Annotated in this window: 9 protein-coding genes and 1 pseudogene; 4 read left to right on the forward strand and 6 right to left on the reverse strand. The window is 61.4% G+C overall.

Annotated features, from left to right (window positions below):
* Positions 1 to 6 precede the first annotated feature (6 nt).
* From AC3IUF_RS19965 to AC3IUF_RS19980, 4 genes are all read right to left on the reverse strand, one after another.
* Positions 7 to 384: a c-type cytochrome gene (locus AC3IUF_RS19965; RefSeq protein WP_489279084.1), complete on the reverse strand. Its 378-nt coding sequence runs from the start codon at positions 382 to 384 to the stop codon at positions 7 to 9.
* Between the two features lie 208 nt (positions 385 to 592).
* Entirely contained in the window at positions 593 to 5,062 is a 4,470-nt protein-coding gene (locus tag AC3IUF_RS19970) for a hemagglutinin repeat-containing protein (protein ID WP_489279085.1), read from the reverse strand.
* A gap of 97 nt (positions 5,063 to 5,159) precedes the next feature.
* Positions 5,160 to 6,887 (reverse strand): ShlB/FhaC/HecB family hemolysin secretion/activation protein, encoded by a 1,728-nt coding sequence (locus AC3IUF_RS19975; protein ID WP_489279087.1) that lies wholly within the window; start codon positions 6,885 to 6,887, stop codon positions 5,160 to 5,162.
* Positions 6,888 to 6,995: 108 nt separating this feature from the next.
* On the reverse strand, positions 6,996 to 8,129 hold the full coding sequence (locus tag AC3IUF_RS19980; protein ID WP_489279088.1) for an MFS transporter: 1,134 nt from the start codon (positions 8,127 to 8,129) through the stop codon (positions 6,996 to 6,998).
* Between the two features lie 98 nt (positions 8,130 to 8,227).
* On the opposite strand from AC3IUF_RS19980, the gene AC3IUF_RS19985 reads away from it, so the two are divergent.
* From AC3IUF_RS19985 to AC3IUF_RS19995, 3 genes are all read left to right on the forward strand, one after another.
* The gene (locus tag AC3IUF_RS19985; RefSeq protein WP_095114251.1) at positions 8,228 to 8,992 is read left to right on the forward strand and encodes an AraC family transcriptional regulator; all 765 of its coding nucleotides are present in this window, start codon (positions 8,228 to 8,230) and stop codon (positions 8,990 to 8,992) included.
* A gap of 96 nt (positions 8,993 to 9,088) precedes the next feature.
* Complete coding sequence (locus tag AC3IUF_RS19990; protein WP_414893301.1) at positions 9,089 to 10,198, forward strand: HlyD family secretion protein; 1,110 nt, start codon at positions 9,089 to 9,091, stop codon at positions 10,196 to 10,198.
* A complete protein-coding gene (locus AC3IUF_RS19995; protein WP_489279090.1) occupies positions 10,195 to 11,787 on the forward strand; it encodes a DHA2 family efflux MFS transporter permease subunit in 1,593 nt (530 codons plus the stop codon). The genes AC3IUF_RS19990 and AC3IUF_RS19995 overlap by 4 nt, the downstream gene beginning before the upstream one ends.
* Before the next feature lie 47 nt (positions 11,788 to 11,834).
* Here the strand turns inward: AC3IUF_RS19995 and AC3IUF_RS20000 are convergent, their stop codons facing one another.
* Complete coding sequence (locus AC3IUF_RS20000; protein WP_489279091.1) at positions 11,835 to 12,275, reverse strand: carboxymuconolactone decarboxylase family protein; 441 nt, start codon at positions 12,273 to 12,275, stop codon at positions 11,835 to 11,837.
* Between the two features lie 185 nt (positions 12,276 to 12,460).
* Here AC3IUF_RS20000 and AC3IUF_RS20005 point away from each other — a divergent pair, with 185 nt between their 5' ends.
* Positions 12,461 to 12,760, forward strand: coding sequence for a hypothetical protein (locus AC3IUF_RS20005; RefSeq protein ID WP_007915566.1), 300 nt, complete (start codon positions 12,461 to 12,463; stop codon positions 12,758 to 12,760).
* A gap of 224 nt (positions 12,761 to 12,984) precedes the next feature.
* Here AC3IUF_RS20005 and AC3IUF_RS20010 read toward each other — a convergent pair.
* Positions 12,985 to 14,556: pseudogene (locus tag AC3IUF_RS20010) on the reverse strand (sensor domain-containing diguanylate cyclase).
* Positions 14,557 to 14,669 lie beyond the last annotated feature (113 nt).

A 14,669-nucleotide genomic window follows, 5' to 3' on the forward strand; every position in this document is an offset into this window, starting at 1 on the left:
GCGAGCTCAGCGTTTTATCGAAATCACCCCACTCATGTAGTCATGCAAGTCACGCAGATCCTTAACGCTCCAGGCATGCGGCGGTATTTTTACCCCGTTTTCCTGCAGCGTTTTTGGAATCAGGTTGCCGTTCGGGCGAAGGATGATCGACGACACAATCACCCCCGGATATTCATTCAGGCGTTTTTTGAACGCGGACGTTGTCAGGTCAGGTGTAGGCGGATTGCTTTTATGCGCCAGCGGTCCGCTGCCTTTTATATCGGCGCCGTGGCACACAGCGCAGCGCTGCGAATAGAGGTTTTTGCCGTTGCTGTTATCCGCGAAGGACACGGATGGTTGGGCGATCAACAAAGCCCCGAGTACAGCGACGAATGCTGTTTTCATTGTTTGCCTCCCTGGCGTTTTTTAAGGTCGCGCATGATGCGCGAGATTTAACGCCTGGCGCAAAACAATGTGGGAGCGAGCCTGCTCGCGAATGCGGTACATCAGTCACTGGTTGCATTGACTGACAGGACGCTTTCGCGAGCAGGCTCGCTCCCACAGGGTTGGGTGGTGGATGCGGGGTCAAGTGCATCCACCACTGGCCGTTGGATCAGCCTTTCTCGTCGATCCCGGCTTGCAGGGTCTGGGTGTCGAGATGCCCGCTCAGGGTGACCGGGCCGACTTTCAGGGTGCCGTTTTCCAGGGAAACCTTCGGTGCGTTTTCCTCGGCTTTATGCGGCAGATCAAGGCCCGCTTTCACGCCGTAGTCACGGTTACTCAGATCAGTGCTGCTGACCTTCGAACCACCGAGATCGACCTTTCCTTGCGTCGCCGAAATCCGCGCGCCGGTCAGCTGTGTCGCGCCGCCGACTGCGAGGTTCACGCCTTGGCTGGCACTGATCGCGGACGCCTGCGCAACGCTGTCCTTGTGCGCGTACTCACCCTGCGCTTTCAGTGTCGGTTTGTAGTCGGTGCCGGCGAGCTTCTCTTTGTCACTCGGTGGGTTTTTCTTCGCAGTCAGGCCCAGATCAACATCGACCTTGGCGTGGTTGCTCGCGTCCTGACGGCTTTCGACGGTCAGATCACCCGCGACCTTGCCGCTGACATCTTTAGCGTCGATCCGCGCACCCGCCAGCTGTGCATCACCAGCGCTGTTCAACACCACGCTGTCAGCCTTGATCTGGCTGTTCTGCTGGGTGCTGCCCTGCAAGTAATCCACAGCGACTTTGGCCCCGGCGTTGAAGCCGTGGTCGCTGCTGGCCTTCTCATCAGCGGCGGTCGGGGTTTTGCTGCTCAGGTTGCCACCGGCATTCAGCGCGACATTCCAGTTATTGCGGTGGTCGGTGGACTGCGCCGACTCCTGCACGTAACCACCCTTTTGCGCGTCGATGCTGACGTTCGGTGCGCTGACTTGCGTGCCTTGCAGATGAATCGAATCACCGCTCAACGCGATGCCGCTCTGGCTGTTGAGTTGGCCAGCGGTAAGGGTTTTCGAATCCTCGTTGACCCGACCGATATTGAAGTTGCCACTCAGATTGCCGCCCTGATCGCGGCTCTTCTCGCTGCTGGTTTTGCTGCCGCCACCCTTCAAGCCGCCGCCGAGGTTGCTGCCGATCGCGGTGTGAGTGTCGGTTGCGGCTTGCAGATCGAGCTTGCCATCAGCGTGCAGATCGATGGCGCCAGCGCTGTCGATTTTCGTGCCTTGCTGGACTTGATCGCCGCCGCTGCTGAGTTGCACCGGACCGTTGCCGGTGATGCTCGCCACATGGGCCTGAGTGTCAGTGCTTTGCTTGCCGCTGTGATCAAGCTGGAAACCGGCGCCGAGATCAACGTTGGTGCCATCGGTGCCGGGCAAGGTGCCGACCGTCAGCGAGCCATTGCCGCGCAGGCTGCTGTCATTGCTGGTCTGCCGGTCATTGGCCTGATTCAGCGCCAGATCACCGCCCGTCTTGATGCTCACACCGCCCTGCCCGCCGTCGAAACGACTGCCTTCGAACTGCGCATCGCCGCCGACCTTGATGTTCACACCCTGGCTACCGGCGTAACCGCCGACCACGGCGCTGGAGTTGTCCTTGCTCGACGCACTGCTGCCACCCGCGCCGCTGCCGGCGACGTTCACGTCTTCACCGGTCTTGGTGTAGACGCGCACATCGACCTTGGCATCCACCGCGTTGGCGCTGCTGTTGTGCGTATTGCTGGCGGCATCGGCAAGCAGTTGGTCAGCGCTGATGTTCACTTGGCCGGCGCTGGCGTGGTATTGCGTGCCTTGGTCGCGCAGCATGCCGGTGGTTTTCACATCGACAGTGCCGCCGTCAAAACGGCTGACCACGGCGTTGTTGTTTTGCTCGGTTTTGCTGGTGCTGCCATGACCGACCGCAACGTCGATACCGACATTCGGCTGACCGAGATTGGCCAGAGCGTCCTTGTCCGGCACCTTGCCGCCGAGCACGTCTTTGACTGCGCCAGCGATCGGCCGGGCGATGTCTTTGTACTCGACGTTGGCGCCGATGTCCGCCGACCAGTTGCTCTCGCTATGCGTGCTGCTGTCAGTGTTGCTGGCCGCACGGTTGTCGATCTCGTTCGCGGCGACGTTCAGACCGTCGCTAGCCTTGAGTTGCGCACCTTCAGTGGCGAGTTTGTCGGCATTGATCGTCAGGCTGCCGCTGCTCTGTACGCTACTGGTTTGCGCGGTGGTTTTACTGGTCGAATCCTGCGCCGTGCTGTGGGCGAAATCGACGCCACTGCCGGCACGGTCGAGGCCGCCGGTGTAGTAGAAACCGCCGCCGGTGCTGGAGGTGTCGGTGGTGGTTTTGTGACTGTCGGCTGCGGCCAGCAACGACACGTTTTGGCCGCTCACCGTGGTGTCGCCAACGGTGGATTTCACCTCCGCGCCTTTGAGCGTGACGTCACCGCCCGCCTTCACCTGCACACTGCCGCCGCTGAGGCTGGAGCCTTGTTGAGTGACGTCGTTGCTAGTGACGGTTTGCTGTTTGTCTTCGTAGTGAATTCCGGCGCGGTATTGTTCCGGCGTTTGCTCTTTGGCGTACGCATCGAAGCCACGGGTATGCGTGGTGTCAGTACTGTCGTGAGTGTTCTGCGCCGAATGCACATTGACGTCGCCTGCCGCGTCGGCTGTCAGCGCACCGCCAGCCTTGACCGTCGAGCCCGCCACTTCGATATCCTTGGCGCTCTTGAGCTTGAGGTTGCTGTCGGACACCAGTTCGCTGCGCACGGTGCTGCTGTCTTTGCTGTTCTGCCGCGACTCGTCCTTGCTGATGCCGAAGAACTTGCTGTCCTTGTCGTGGTTATTGCTGTGCGAGGTGTCCTGCACGCCATCGATCACCAGCGAACCCTTGTCGCTGATCACGCTGGCGTCGGTGCCGCCTCGCACTTGGCTGCCGCTGATGCGCACGTCGTCAGCCTTGACGATCAGTTTGCCGCTGGCGTTGATCTTGCTGCCCTGATGCTGGGTCTTGCCCTTGTCGGCATCGCCGGTCTTGCCGAAGAAACCACCGCCGACCAGGTCACCGGAGTAACGGTTGTCGCTGCTGCGATTGGTAAGAGTGGCCGTGGTGATTTCCACCTGTTTGCCGGCCAGTTGCACGTCGCCGGAGCTGTTTAACTCGGCGCCTTCGGAGCGCAACAACGCGGCGGTTTGCAGAGCAATGTTGCCGGCCTTCAGTTGGCTGGTGACGCTGCGCTGCTCCTCGCTGCTGCTGTTCCAGTCGGCTTTCCACAGGTGTTTGCGGTGATTACCTTGATCGGTCTGCGTGTGGCTTTCAGTGCCGGCGGTCAGGCGCAAGTCGCCGCCGCTTTGCACATCGAGAGTCTTCGCCGCTTCGACCTTGGCGGCTTTCAGCTCGGTATCTTTACCGGACGACAACTTGGCGTCGCGGCTAGCGATAATCTGGCTGCCGTGCTGGCGCGATTCACTGTCGGTCTGGGTGCGGTCGTAGGTTTCCCAGGTGATGCCGATGGTGCTGTTGTTCCAGTTTTCGCGCTTTTCCTGAAGCTTGCGGCTTTCGACCGTTGACAGGGTCAGGTTGCGTTTGGCGTCGAGCGTGACGTCGCGAGCGCTGACATCGGTAGCCGCCAACGTCAGATCCTTGCCGCTGTGCAAAGCCACATCGCCCTGACTACTGCGGAGACCGGCGCGGGTCACGTCGAGGCTGTTGGCCACGGCTTCACCGCTGACACTGAGGTCACCGGCCGAGCGAATCTGCACGCCATCACGCCCGGCCACTTGCACCGCGCCCACCCGCACGCCGGCACCTTCGGCGGTGCTGACAATATTGATGCGCCCGGCCTGCATGGCGCCGAACAGACTGGCGTCGATGCGTTGATCGCCGGTGTTGCCGGCAGGGTCGACGGTTTTCACCTGGCCGCTGGCGTAATCAACCTGATTGCGCCCGACCGTAAGGTTCAACTGGTCGCGCGCAGTGATCGCGCCCTGGCTGTCGATACGTGGCGCGATCAGGTTGATCGAGCCCTCGCCGTTGCGTAGTCCACCGCTGTGAATCTGCAACTGACCACTGGCGTCGCGGGTATTCAGACTTTGCAGTTTGCCGTCATTCAATTCCGGACGACCGACCACCAGATTGGCGTTCGGCGTGTTGATGAAGCTGCCGCCATTGACCGAGATGCCGTTGGGGTTGGCCAACACGTAATCGGCAGGCCGACCGAAGATTTCCTGCGCGCCGTTGATGGCGGACGGATTGCGGCTGATCACTTCGTTGAGAATCACGCTCGCCGCCTGGCCTTGCAGTTGCGGGTTGGCCGCCAGTTGCCCGGCCAGTTGCGATTGCCCGGCCTGCAAGGCGTTGTTCAGTACCAGCCCCTGACGGTCGACGTTGTAATCGAGGAACTGGTTGTGCGACAGGCCCGAACCGTTGGGCGCGACGATGTTGACGATGGGCACACCGCCCTGGGTCTGCAATTGCGCGGTGCCGCCGGGTCCCGGTGCGACCACGACGCCGCCGGCGAGCGCGCTCGGCAGGTGCACGGCGAAGAACAGGCTGGCAATCGCCCAGCGCAATTTGCCCCGCGGCGAAAGATGAAATGCAAAGGTGTGTGCTGGCATAAAAACGTCTCCATGTGAGTACGGCATCACGTTGCGCGTTTAGTCTTGGCCGTGGCTGACGCGCTCAGATCCGACGGCTGTTTGTTCACTGCGTTGCTCAGATTTGCAGGCCCACGCGCATCAGCCAGGTTTCAGGCTCGTGCTGCAGACCATTCGGGGTGTTGAGGGCGCGCTGGTAATCGACGTCCACTTGCAGATTCTTCCAGCCCAGATTCAGGCCGACACTGGCACCACTCAGGCGCTGACCCTGAGCACCGTGATCAGCCTTGATCCAGCCGTGGTCGAGGCCCACCCGCGGGGTAATCTGCACCGGCCATTGACTGCGCAGCGGCAAGCGCAAGGTGTTGCGCCAGATCGCGCCGCTGGCGCCGGAGGCACTGCTGACCCGATAGCCGCGCACCGCCGAATCATCGGTGCCGAGCAATTGTTCGATCGCTGGCAACGGGTCCGGGCTGTATTGCACGTTGAGCTGGCTCTGCCACTGCCAGGCCTGCGCGCCAAGCTGACCATTGCGCCACTGACTGAGGCCGGCGCGGTACTTGCGGAACTGCGCCTTGGGCAGGTTGTTGATCTGCTGCTGCGAGTCGTCGTCGGCGCCAAACCAGCGCAGGCCCTGAGCGTAATTGACGTCGAGGTTCCACACCGCGCGGTCGAGCCAGAACAGATTGAGGCCAGCCTCAGCCACCGTCAGCGTCGGGCTTTGAATACCGAGGCGAACGTCTTGCAGGTAGCTGTCGACATCCTTGTGCGCCAGTTGCAGGTTGGCACTGAGCTGACGGCTCTGGTCGCGCCACAGCACACGGTCGGCGCGCAGGCTGACTTGGTCGGTGATGCCGGTGTTGTGAAAGGTCACGCTTGGCAGTTTGAATGGCGCGCGATATTCGGCATGGCTGGCGAACACGCTGTAGGTCCAGTAACCGTAGGGAATTGCGTAATACAGGCTGGCGTTGCGGCTGTAGCGATCGCCCTGATTGAGGGTGTCGCTGGCGCTGAGGCTCAACAAGTCGTTGAGTTGCAACGGGCTGTCGAGACTGAGGCTGACGGTGTCGCGATCACGTCCGGTGCTGGCGCTGCCGAGGTTGTCGATGCCCGCGTTCAAGGCCCAGCGCGAATGCGCGGAGGTGCGAGAACGCAGGATGATCCGCGAGGCACCGGGCTGGCTGCCGGGAGCGATATCGGCGGTGAGATCGATCGAGCGCAGGCGATTCAGTTGATCAAGGCCCTGCTCCAGATCGCGCAGGTTCAGCGGCTCGCCGAGCATCCCCGGAAACGCGCCGCCGAGGGACACCGGCAGACTCTGATCGGCCAGTTCGATGGACTCGATGTAGCCTTCGTCAACGCGGATATCCAGTGACTGCCCCGCTGCCGGTGCGCTGAGCAGATACGGACGGCTGGCGATGTAGCCCTTGTCGACGTAGCTCGCGGTGATGGTCGCCAACAGATGATTGATCTGGCCGACGCCCATGCACGGCGCCAGCAGCGGTTTGATCCGCGCGTTGAGTTTGGCACTGTCGATCAACGTGACGCCGCCGATGCGCGCACCGCTCAATGGCCAGCAACGTTCATCGGCGGTGACGGTTGGCGGAATGGCCGGGGTGACCGGCGCCGGACCGAACGCGCCGCGCTCCAACTGCCGCTTTCTTTGCTCAAGTTGCAGTTGTTGCAGATCGCGCTGTTGCTGTTGTTGCTGGCGCAGCACTTCCTGGCCCGGCGCGACAGGTTCGGCGGCTTCAATCGAGGAGGCACACACACTCAACACAAAGGCCGACAACAGCGGGCAAAGCGGGGAACGACGGCGAAAAACAGCGCGAAACGGAAACGGCACGCAACATCCTTGCGATCATCAAATGGCGTAATGCCATGTCATCAATGATCGTGATAGTCGGAGCCCTCCTACACAAATGCAAGACGCTTCCTACAGCGCTTACATTTCTTAAACAATTGCTTTGCCTGGCTTTATTGTCAGCAGCAAGGCCACGGCACTGCACGCTATCAGGGTTTCCCCGAGGGCTTGAAACCAGCCGGCGAGCATCAGTCCCGCGCCGATCAGCAGGTAATACATCAAACCCAACAACGCCCCGGCGGTGCCTAATCGATCCGCGTAATTGGCCAGGGCCGAACCGAGAATGTTCGGGATTGCCAGGCCAAACGCCAACACCACCAGCAGCATCGGCAGCACGAACGCGACACTGCCTTGCAGCGACCACACGCCCACGCCACCGAGCAAGGCGATGCCAGCCGCGAGGCGAATCAACTGCAATGCCTTGAACCCGGCCGTCAATAAACGCCGGTTGAACCATGCTCCAAAACCTGAGCCCAGCGCGAGGATCACGCCGCTGTAGCCGAACCCGCTGGCGTCCACATCCAGCCGCTGAAACATGAACGGTGCGAGGCTGTAATAGCTGAACAGCGCCACGTTGAACGATGCAATCCACAGCGCCGAGCGCCAGATCCCCCAGTCTCGCAGCATGCGCCCAAGGGTTTCGAACAGACCGACATGGCTGCAGGGCGCTGGCCGGGTTTCCGCCAGGATGTACCAACTCCATAGCCACAACAGCGTTGCCAGCAACAGCAATGCAGTGAGGACACCGCGATAACCGAAGGCCTCAACCAGGCTGGCGCCGCTGAACAGGCCAATCGCCGGACTGGCCGCCAGCGCGATGCCTACCAGGGAAAACACCTGCGCCAGTTCGGCGCCTTTGAAGCGGTCGCGCAACACGGTTTGCGTGACCACCGAGCCCACCGCAGCACCGAAAGCCGCCAACATCTGCGCCAGTAACAAGCCGTTGAAACTGCTGACCCGCAGACCGAAAAGTGTGGCAGCGGCGTAGATCGCCAGGCCCGCGAGCATCGCCGGGCGTCGACCGATGCGATCACACAAACGCCCCCACACGACCACCCCGACGGCAAACGCGAGGAAATACACCGACAAGGTCTGCGCGGCGGCTTGCGGGCCAACGTTAAACGCACGCCCGATATCGCCGAGCGCCGGGCTGTACAGGGTTTGCGCGATCTGCGGAAACATCAGCAGCGCAATTGCCAGCCACAAGAAATATCTGTTGTTCATCCTTCATCACTCCTCACTTGAACCGCCGAGGAGTTTAAGAACCGGCCACTGGCGTATTATCCAAATCCTGCCAACTTATCGCTGAAATCGGACAACCCATGGCCTGGCTCGATGCCCACGCAACATTCGACGCAGATCGCTTTCAGGCGCCGGTGATTGGTATCGCCTCGACCTTGGGCGACCACGACTCCGGCCTGCACCGTCATCAACGCGGGCAACTGCTGTACACGCGACAAGGCTGCACGCGGATTACTCTGGCGCAGCAACTGTGCCTGTTGCCGCCGTCGCGGGCGGCGTGGATTCCGCCGGGTGTCAGCCATCGGGCGGTGATGCAGCGAAGTGTCGATTACCGCTCCATCTACTTGATCCCCGAACTGTGCGCTGCACTGCCGCAGCAGGTCTGCGTGATTGAAGTCAGCCCTTTGCTGCGTGCGGTGCTGGAGCCCATGGCGCTGGCCGATTTCGCCACCGATTGGCAGCTAGGAAAATTCGCCCACTTGCTCGGTCTGTGCCTGAGCGAAATCGCTGAAGCGGCGCAGCAACCGATGTTGTTGCCGTTACCTCAAGACAAACGCCTCGCGCCGCTGCTGCAAACGCCCGAACGTCTGCCTCCGGAGCTGCAAGTGCTGGAACAGCAGATCGGCGCCAGCAGTCGCACCATCGGGCGAATCTTCCAGCGCGAAACCGGCATGAGTTATCAGCAATGGCGCCAGCAGTGGCGCTTGATGCGCGCGATGGAGTTGCTCGCCACCGGGCGCAGCCTGAGTTACTGCGCGTTCGAATCGGGTTTTGCCAGCGACAGCGCCTTCATCGCCTTCTTCAAAGCCATGACCGGCAGCACGCCGGGCCACTGGCTCAAGTGAGCAACTGACGATTGGCAGCAGAAATAATTTGCGACTAAATATTACCTGCGTCATATTACGGACGTAATAACGATCCGTTTGCGCAGGTATCCCGCCATGACCAGCATGCCCACCCTCGAACCTGTTGTGGTAAAGACCAGGCCGCCCCTGCTTAAACGCCTGCTGCTTCCCGGCGCAGGATTGCTCGCATTGATCTTTGCCGGTCTGTACGCCGTGCACTGGTGGGGCGCCGGGCGTTTTCTCGAAGAAACCGACGATGCCTATATTGGTGGCGATGTCACGGTGATCGGGCCGAAAGTCGCCGGTTACATCGACGAAGTGCTGGTCAGCGACAACCAGCACGTCAAGGCCGGCGATGTGTTGATCCGCCTCGACGCCCGCGACTATCGCGCCAATCTGGCCAAGGCCGAAGGCGCCGTCGCCGCCGAAGAAGCGCTGCTGGCCAACCTCGACGCCACCGAACAACTGCAACAAGCGGTGATCGGCCAGGCCCGCGCCGGCATCGACGCCGCCGGCGCAGAAACCGCGCGTTCGCGGGACGACAACGCACGCTACAAACGCCTGGTGACCAGCAACGCCGTGTCCGTAGAAAGCGCACAACGCGCCGACGCTACCTTCAAAACCGCACAAGCCCTGAGCGCCCGTGCACAGGCCGAACTGCTGGCCGCGCAACGCCAACTGGCGGTGATCGACACCCAGAAACAACAGGCCCGCGCCGCCCTTCAGCAAGCCCGCGCCGAACGCGATCTGGCGCAACTCAACCTCGGCTACACCGAACTGCGCGCGCCGGTCGATGGCGTGATCGGCAATCGCCGCGCCCGGGTTGGCGCCTATGCTCAGGCCGGCTCGCAACAGTTGTCGGTGGTGCCGGCCAGCGGCCTTTGGGTCGATGCCAATTTCAAGGAAGACCAATTGGCGCGGATGAAACCCGGGCAACGCGTGAGCATCCGCGCCGACGTCCTTTCCGGACAGGAATTCCACGGCCGCCTCGACAGCCTCGCCCCCGCCACAGGTTCGCAATTCAGTGTGCTGCCACCGGAAAACGCCACCGGCAACTTCACCAAAATCGTCCAGCGCGTACCGGTGCGCATCCTCCTTGATCCCGCTGACGGCGTGCTCGGTCACTTGCGTCCGGGCTTGTCGGTGACGGCGGAAGTCGACACCCGCGCACAACCGGAAACCAGCGCCGTGGCCGTCGCGCCATGAGCACCGCCCTCGCCGCTCCTGCACAGCCATTCAACGCAGCGGACATGGCGACCGCCACCAAAGTGTTCGCCTTCGCGACCATGTGCATTGGCATGTTCATCGCGCTGCTGGATATCCAGATTGTCTCGGCGTCACTGCGCGATATCGGCGGCGGACTGTCCGCCGGCACCGATGAAACCGCGTGGGTGCAGACCAGTTACCTGATCGCCGAAATCATCGTGATTCCGCTGTCCGGCTGGCTGTCGCGAGTGTTCTCCACGCGCTGGTTGTTCTGCGCGTCGGCGGTCGGTTTCACCCTCGCCAGCCTGCTCTGCGGCGTGGCCTGGAACATCCAGAGCATGATTGCCTTTCGGGCGCTGCAAGGTTTTCTCGGCGGCTCGATGATCCCGCTGGTGTTCACCACCGCGTTCTTTTTCTTCACCGGCAAACAACGGGTGATTGCCGCCGCGACCATCGGTGCGGTCGCGTCACTGGCGCCGACATTGGGGCCGGTGATCGGTGGCTGGATCACTGATATTTCCTCGTGGCACTGGTTGTTCTACATCAACCTGGTGCCGGGGATTTTCGTCGCTGTGGCGGTGCCGATGCTGGTGAAAATCGACCAGCCGGAACTGTCCTTGCTCAAAGGTGCGGACTATCTGAGCATGGTGTTTCTCGCGCTGTTTCTCGGCTGCCTGGAATACACCCTCGAAGAAGGCCCACGCTGGAACTGGTTCAGCGATCAGACCATTCTGACCACCGCGTGGATCAGTGGCCTCGCCGGGTTGGCCTTCATTGGCCGCACCTTGCACGTGGCCAATCCGATCGTCGATCTGCGCGCCTTGAAGGATCGCAATTTCGCCCTCGGCTGCTTCTTTTCGTTTGTCACCGGCATCGGCCTGTTCGCGACGATCTACCTGACGCCGCTGTTCCTCGGCCGGGTGCGCGGCTACAGCGCGCTGGACATTGGTCTGGCGGTTTTCTCCACCGGCGTGTTCCAGATCATGGCGATTCCGCTGTATGCCTTTCTGGCCAATCGCGTCGATCTGCGCTGGATCATGATGATCGGTCTGGGTCTGTTCGCGATATCGATGTGGGAGTTCAGCCCGATCACCCACGACTGGGGCGCCGGCGAGTTGATGTTGCCGCAAGCGTTACGCGGGATTGCCCAGCAACTGGCCGTGCCGCCAGCGGTGACGTTGACCTTGGGCGGGTTGGCGCCCGCACGTTTGAAGCATGCGTCAGGGTTGTTCAACCTGATGCGCAATCTGGGTGGTGCGATTGGTATTGCAGCGTGCGCGACCATTATCAATGACCGCACCAACCTGCACTTCACGCGATTGGCCGAGCATCTGAACAGCAGCAATGAAGCGATGAATCAATGGCTGTCGCAGGTCGGCGGCAACCTGGCGAATCTGGGCCAGAGCGGCGACGTCGGTGTCACCGCCAGCCTGCGCCAGTTGTGGCTGCTGACCTACCGCGAGGCGCAGACGCAAACCTACGGCGACACCTTTTTGATGATCGGCGTGTGCTTCGTCATCGCCACCGCGATGGTGCCCTTGATGCGCAAGGTGCAACCACCGGCGGCGCCGAGTGCGGATGGGCATTGATCCAGTTTTCTGAAGTTTCCCCGGCCCGTGTAGGGATTGTGGGCAGCTTAAGCCTGTGGGATTGTGCGGAAGCCTACGGCCAGACGATTCCAGCTGTTGATGGTGTTGATCGCCACGCTCAGGTCGACCATTTCTTTCGGTGTGAACTGCGCCGCAACCACCTCGTAATCTTCGTCCGGGGCGTGGGTCAGGCTCAGTTGGGTCAGCGATTCAGTCCACAACAGCGCGGCGCGTTCGCGGTCGCTGAAAAACGGCGCTTCACGCCATGCCGTCACCGCGAACAAGCGGCGCGGGGTTTCGCCACCCTTGATCGCATCGGTGGTGTGCATGTCGATGCAGAATGCGCAGCCGTTGATTTGCGAGGCGCGCAACTTGACCAATTCGATCAGGGTCTTTTCCAGCGGCAGTTTGGACACGGCAGTTTCCAGAGCCATCATCGCTTTCAAGGCGTCTGGGGAGGCGGTGTAGAAATCGGTACGAGGTTGCATGGTAGCTCCGGGTAGCAAGTGAATGTGTGGCTACGTTAGCCCTCACACCCGGTTCGACAAATAGCCAATATTCCAGAAGATCAGGAGGCCACTCGGTTTTCCCGCTGACCGCTCGTCAGCCATTCGGCACCAAGGGTTCTGCGCGTCAGACCAATATCAGGTACATGCCATTTTGGAGACGGATCATGATCACGCGCAAACTCACTTCGTTATTGCTCGCCGGGTTGCTCGCCAGCGCCTCGGCCGCCAGCTTCGCCGCCAACGACGGCGCTGACGCCACCGGCACCAAGTCCGGCGGCCCGACCAGCACAACTACGCCGCCAGACAACACGCCGGGCGCGCCTTCCGGTGGCAGCGGCTCTTCGGGTATGGGTTCCGGGACTGGCACCAATGGCGGGGCCAGTGGTTCGGGTTCCGGGGCTGGCGGCGGTACCGGATCGGCCGGCGGCGGCACTGGCGGTGCGGGCGGTGGCACTGGCGGCTGAACGAACAAGAGCCACCCGTGGTGAAAACCCTCGGTTGTATGGGTATTCACATAACCTTGGCTTGATGAAAATCACTGTGGGAGCTGGCTTGCCAGCGATAGCGTCAGCACAGTCAACATCTTCCTTGACTGACCGACCGTTATCGCTGGCAAGCCAGCTCCCACAAGTTCCTGCGACAATCACACAATCCCCTCTCACCCATAGGGTTTGTGCCAGGCTCTGGGTTAGCGATCGGAGCGCATCAATTCGGCCAGGCCGCTGTCCAGTGACAACACCGCCGCACGATTGCGCCCGGCATTTTTCGCCTGATACAACGCCGCATCGGCACGCTGGATAAACACTTCCAGGCTGTCATTGCCGCTCGGGATAAACGAATAACAGCCCAGACTCACCGTCAAATACCCGGTTGGCGAGCCGCTGTGGATGATGTGTTTGTCGATCACGCTGCGCCGGATCTGCCCGGCAATCGCCAGCGCGCCGTTGATGTCAGTGTCCGGCAACAACACCGCAAACTCTTCACCACCGTAGCGTACCGCCAGATCCGACTTGCGTTGGCAGCACGTCTGCAGCACTTGGGCGACCTGAGTCAGACAATGATCCCCGGCGACATGACCATAGGCGTCGTTATAGCGCTTGAAGAAATCGATATCGAGCATGATCAGACTGACCGGGCTGACCTGCCGCGCGCCACGGGCAAATTCGATTTCCAGCGAACGCTCGAACAAACGTCGATTGGCCAACCCGGTCAGGCTGTCGTGAGTGGCGATCTGCTCCAGCGTACGCTGGGCCTTGCGCAGGTTCTTTTCGATCCGTTCACCATCGCGCACCTGATGAATGAACACCCAGCCAAACAGGCCGACGCCAAGAATCACCAAGGCGACGATCACACTCGACTGGAAGGCGCGTGCGTACCAACCCTCGAGAATCGTGTCGCGCGAGGTCGCCGCCGACACCACCAGCGGATACGCCGACAAGCGTCGATAACCGTACAAACGCACCACGCCATCGACCACCGAGTTGATCATCGCCGTGCCGGCCGCCGCTTCGGGCAGCAACGTGCGATAAATCCGCCCTTGCGCCAGCGACGTGCCGATCAGGTTTTCATCGAACGGCCGACGGGCGAGCAAGGTGCCGTCACTCAAGCCGAGAAACATGATGCCTTGATCATCGAGGCTGAAGCTTTCGAAAAAGCGGTCGAAATACGACATCTTGATTCCGGCCAGCAACACCCCCTGAAAATTGCCCGCGTGATCATCGACGCGTTTGGAAATCGGGATGATCCACTCGCCGTTCTCACGGCTGCGAATCGCCGGGCCGATGTGCGCCAGCGTCGAGGCGTTCTGCTGGTGGAACTTGAAGTACTCGCGATCGGCCACGCCATTGCCACGGGGCAGATCAGCGAATGAAGTAATCACCCACTGGCCCTGCGTGTCGAAGAGAAAAATGCCGTGCAGCTGATCGAGTTGCTGCACGCGCCGGGCGAAGGTTTTCTGCAGGCGCGGTCTTTGCGCCGCGCCGTAACCGTCATCCTAAATCCAGTCGACCAGGCTGGTCATCACCAGATCGGCGGCCAGGAATGTGTCTTCGGCCTGCTGCGCCATCGCCCGGGTCAGGTTGCTCGAGGCCATTTTCGCCACGGCCAGATCCTGACGACGCGACTGCTCCAGTTGCAGGTACAGCAAACCGGACAGGCACAACCCCACCGCAACGATAAACAGCACCGCCGCTTTGCGCAGCGGCAGGCGTTTAAGGGTGCCTCCGGGGGCCTGATGCGGATCGTGAATAGGGATAGGCAAAAGCAAGTCCTGGGCAGGTACGACAAGGGCGCCAGCGGCAAAACCCTTATGTTTGTGAGCGTAGCCCACCGGAATCTACGGGGCAAACGCCCCGGTCCCGCTCAGGTATATCG

Source organism: Pseudomonas sp. KH_040 (genome assembly GCF_057839305.1).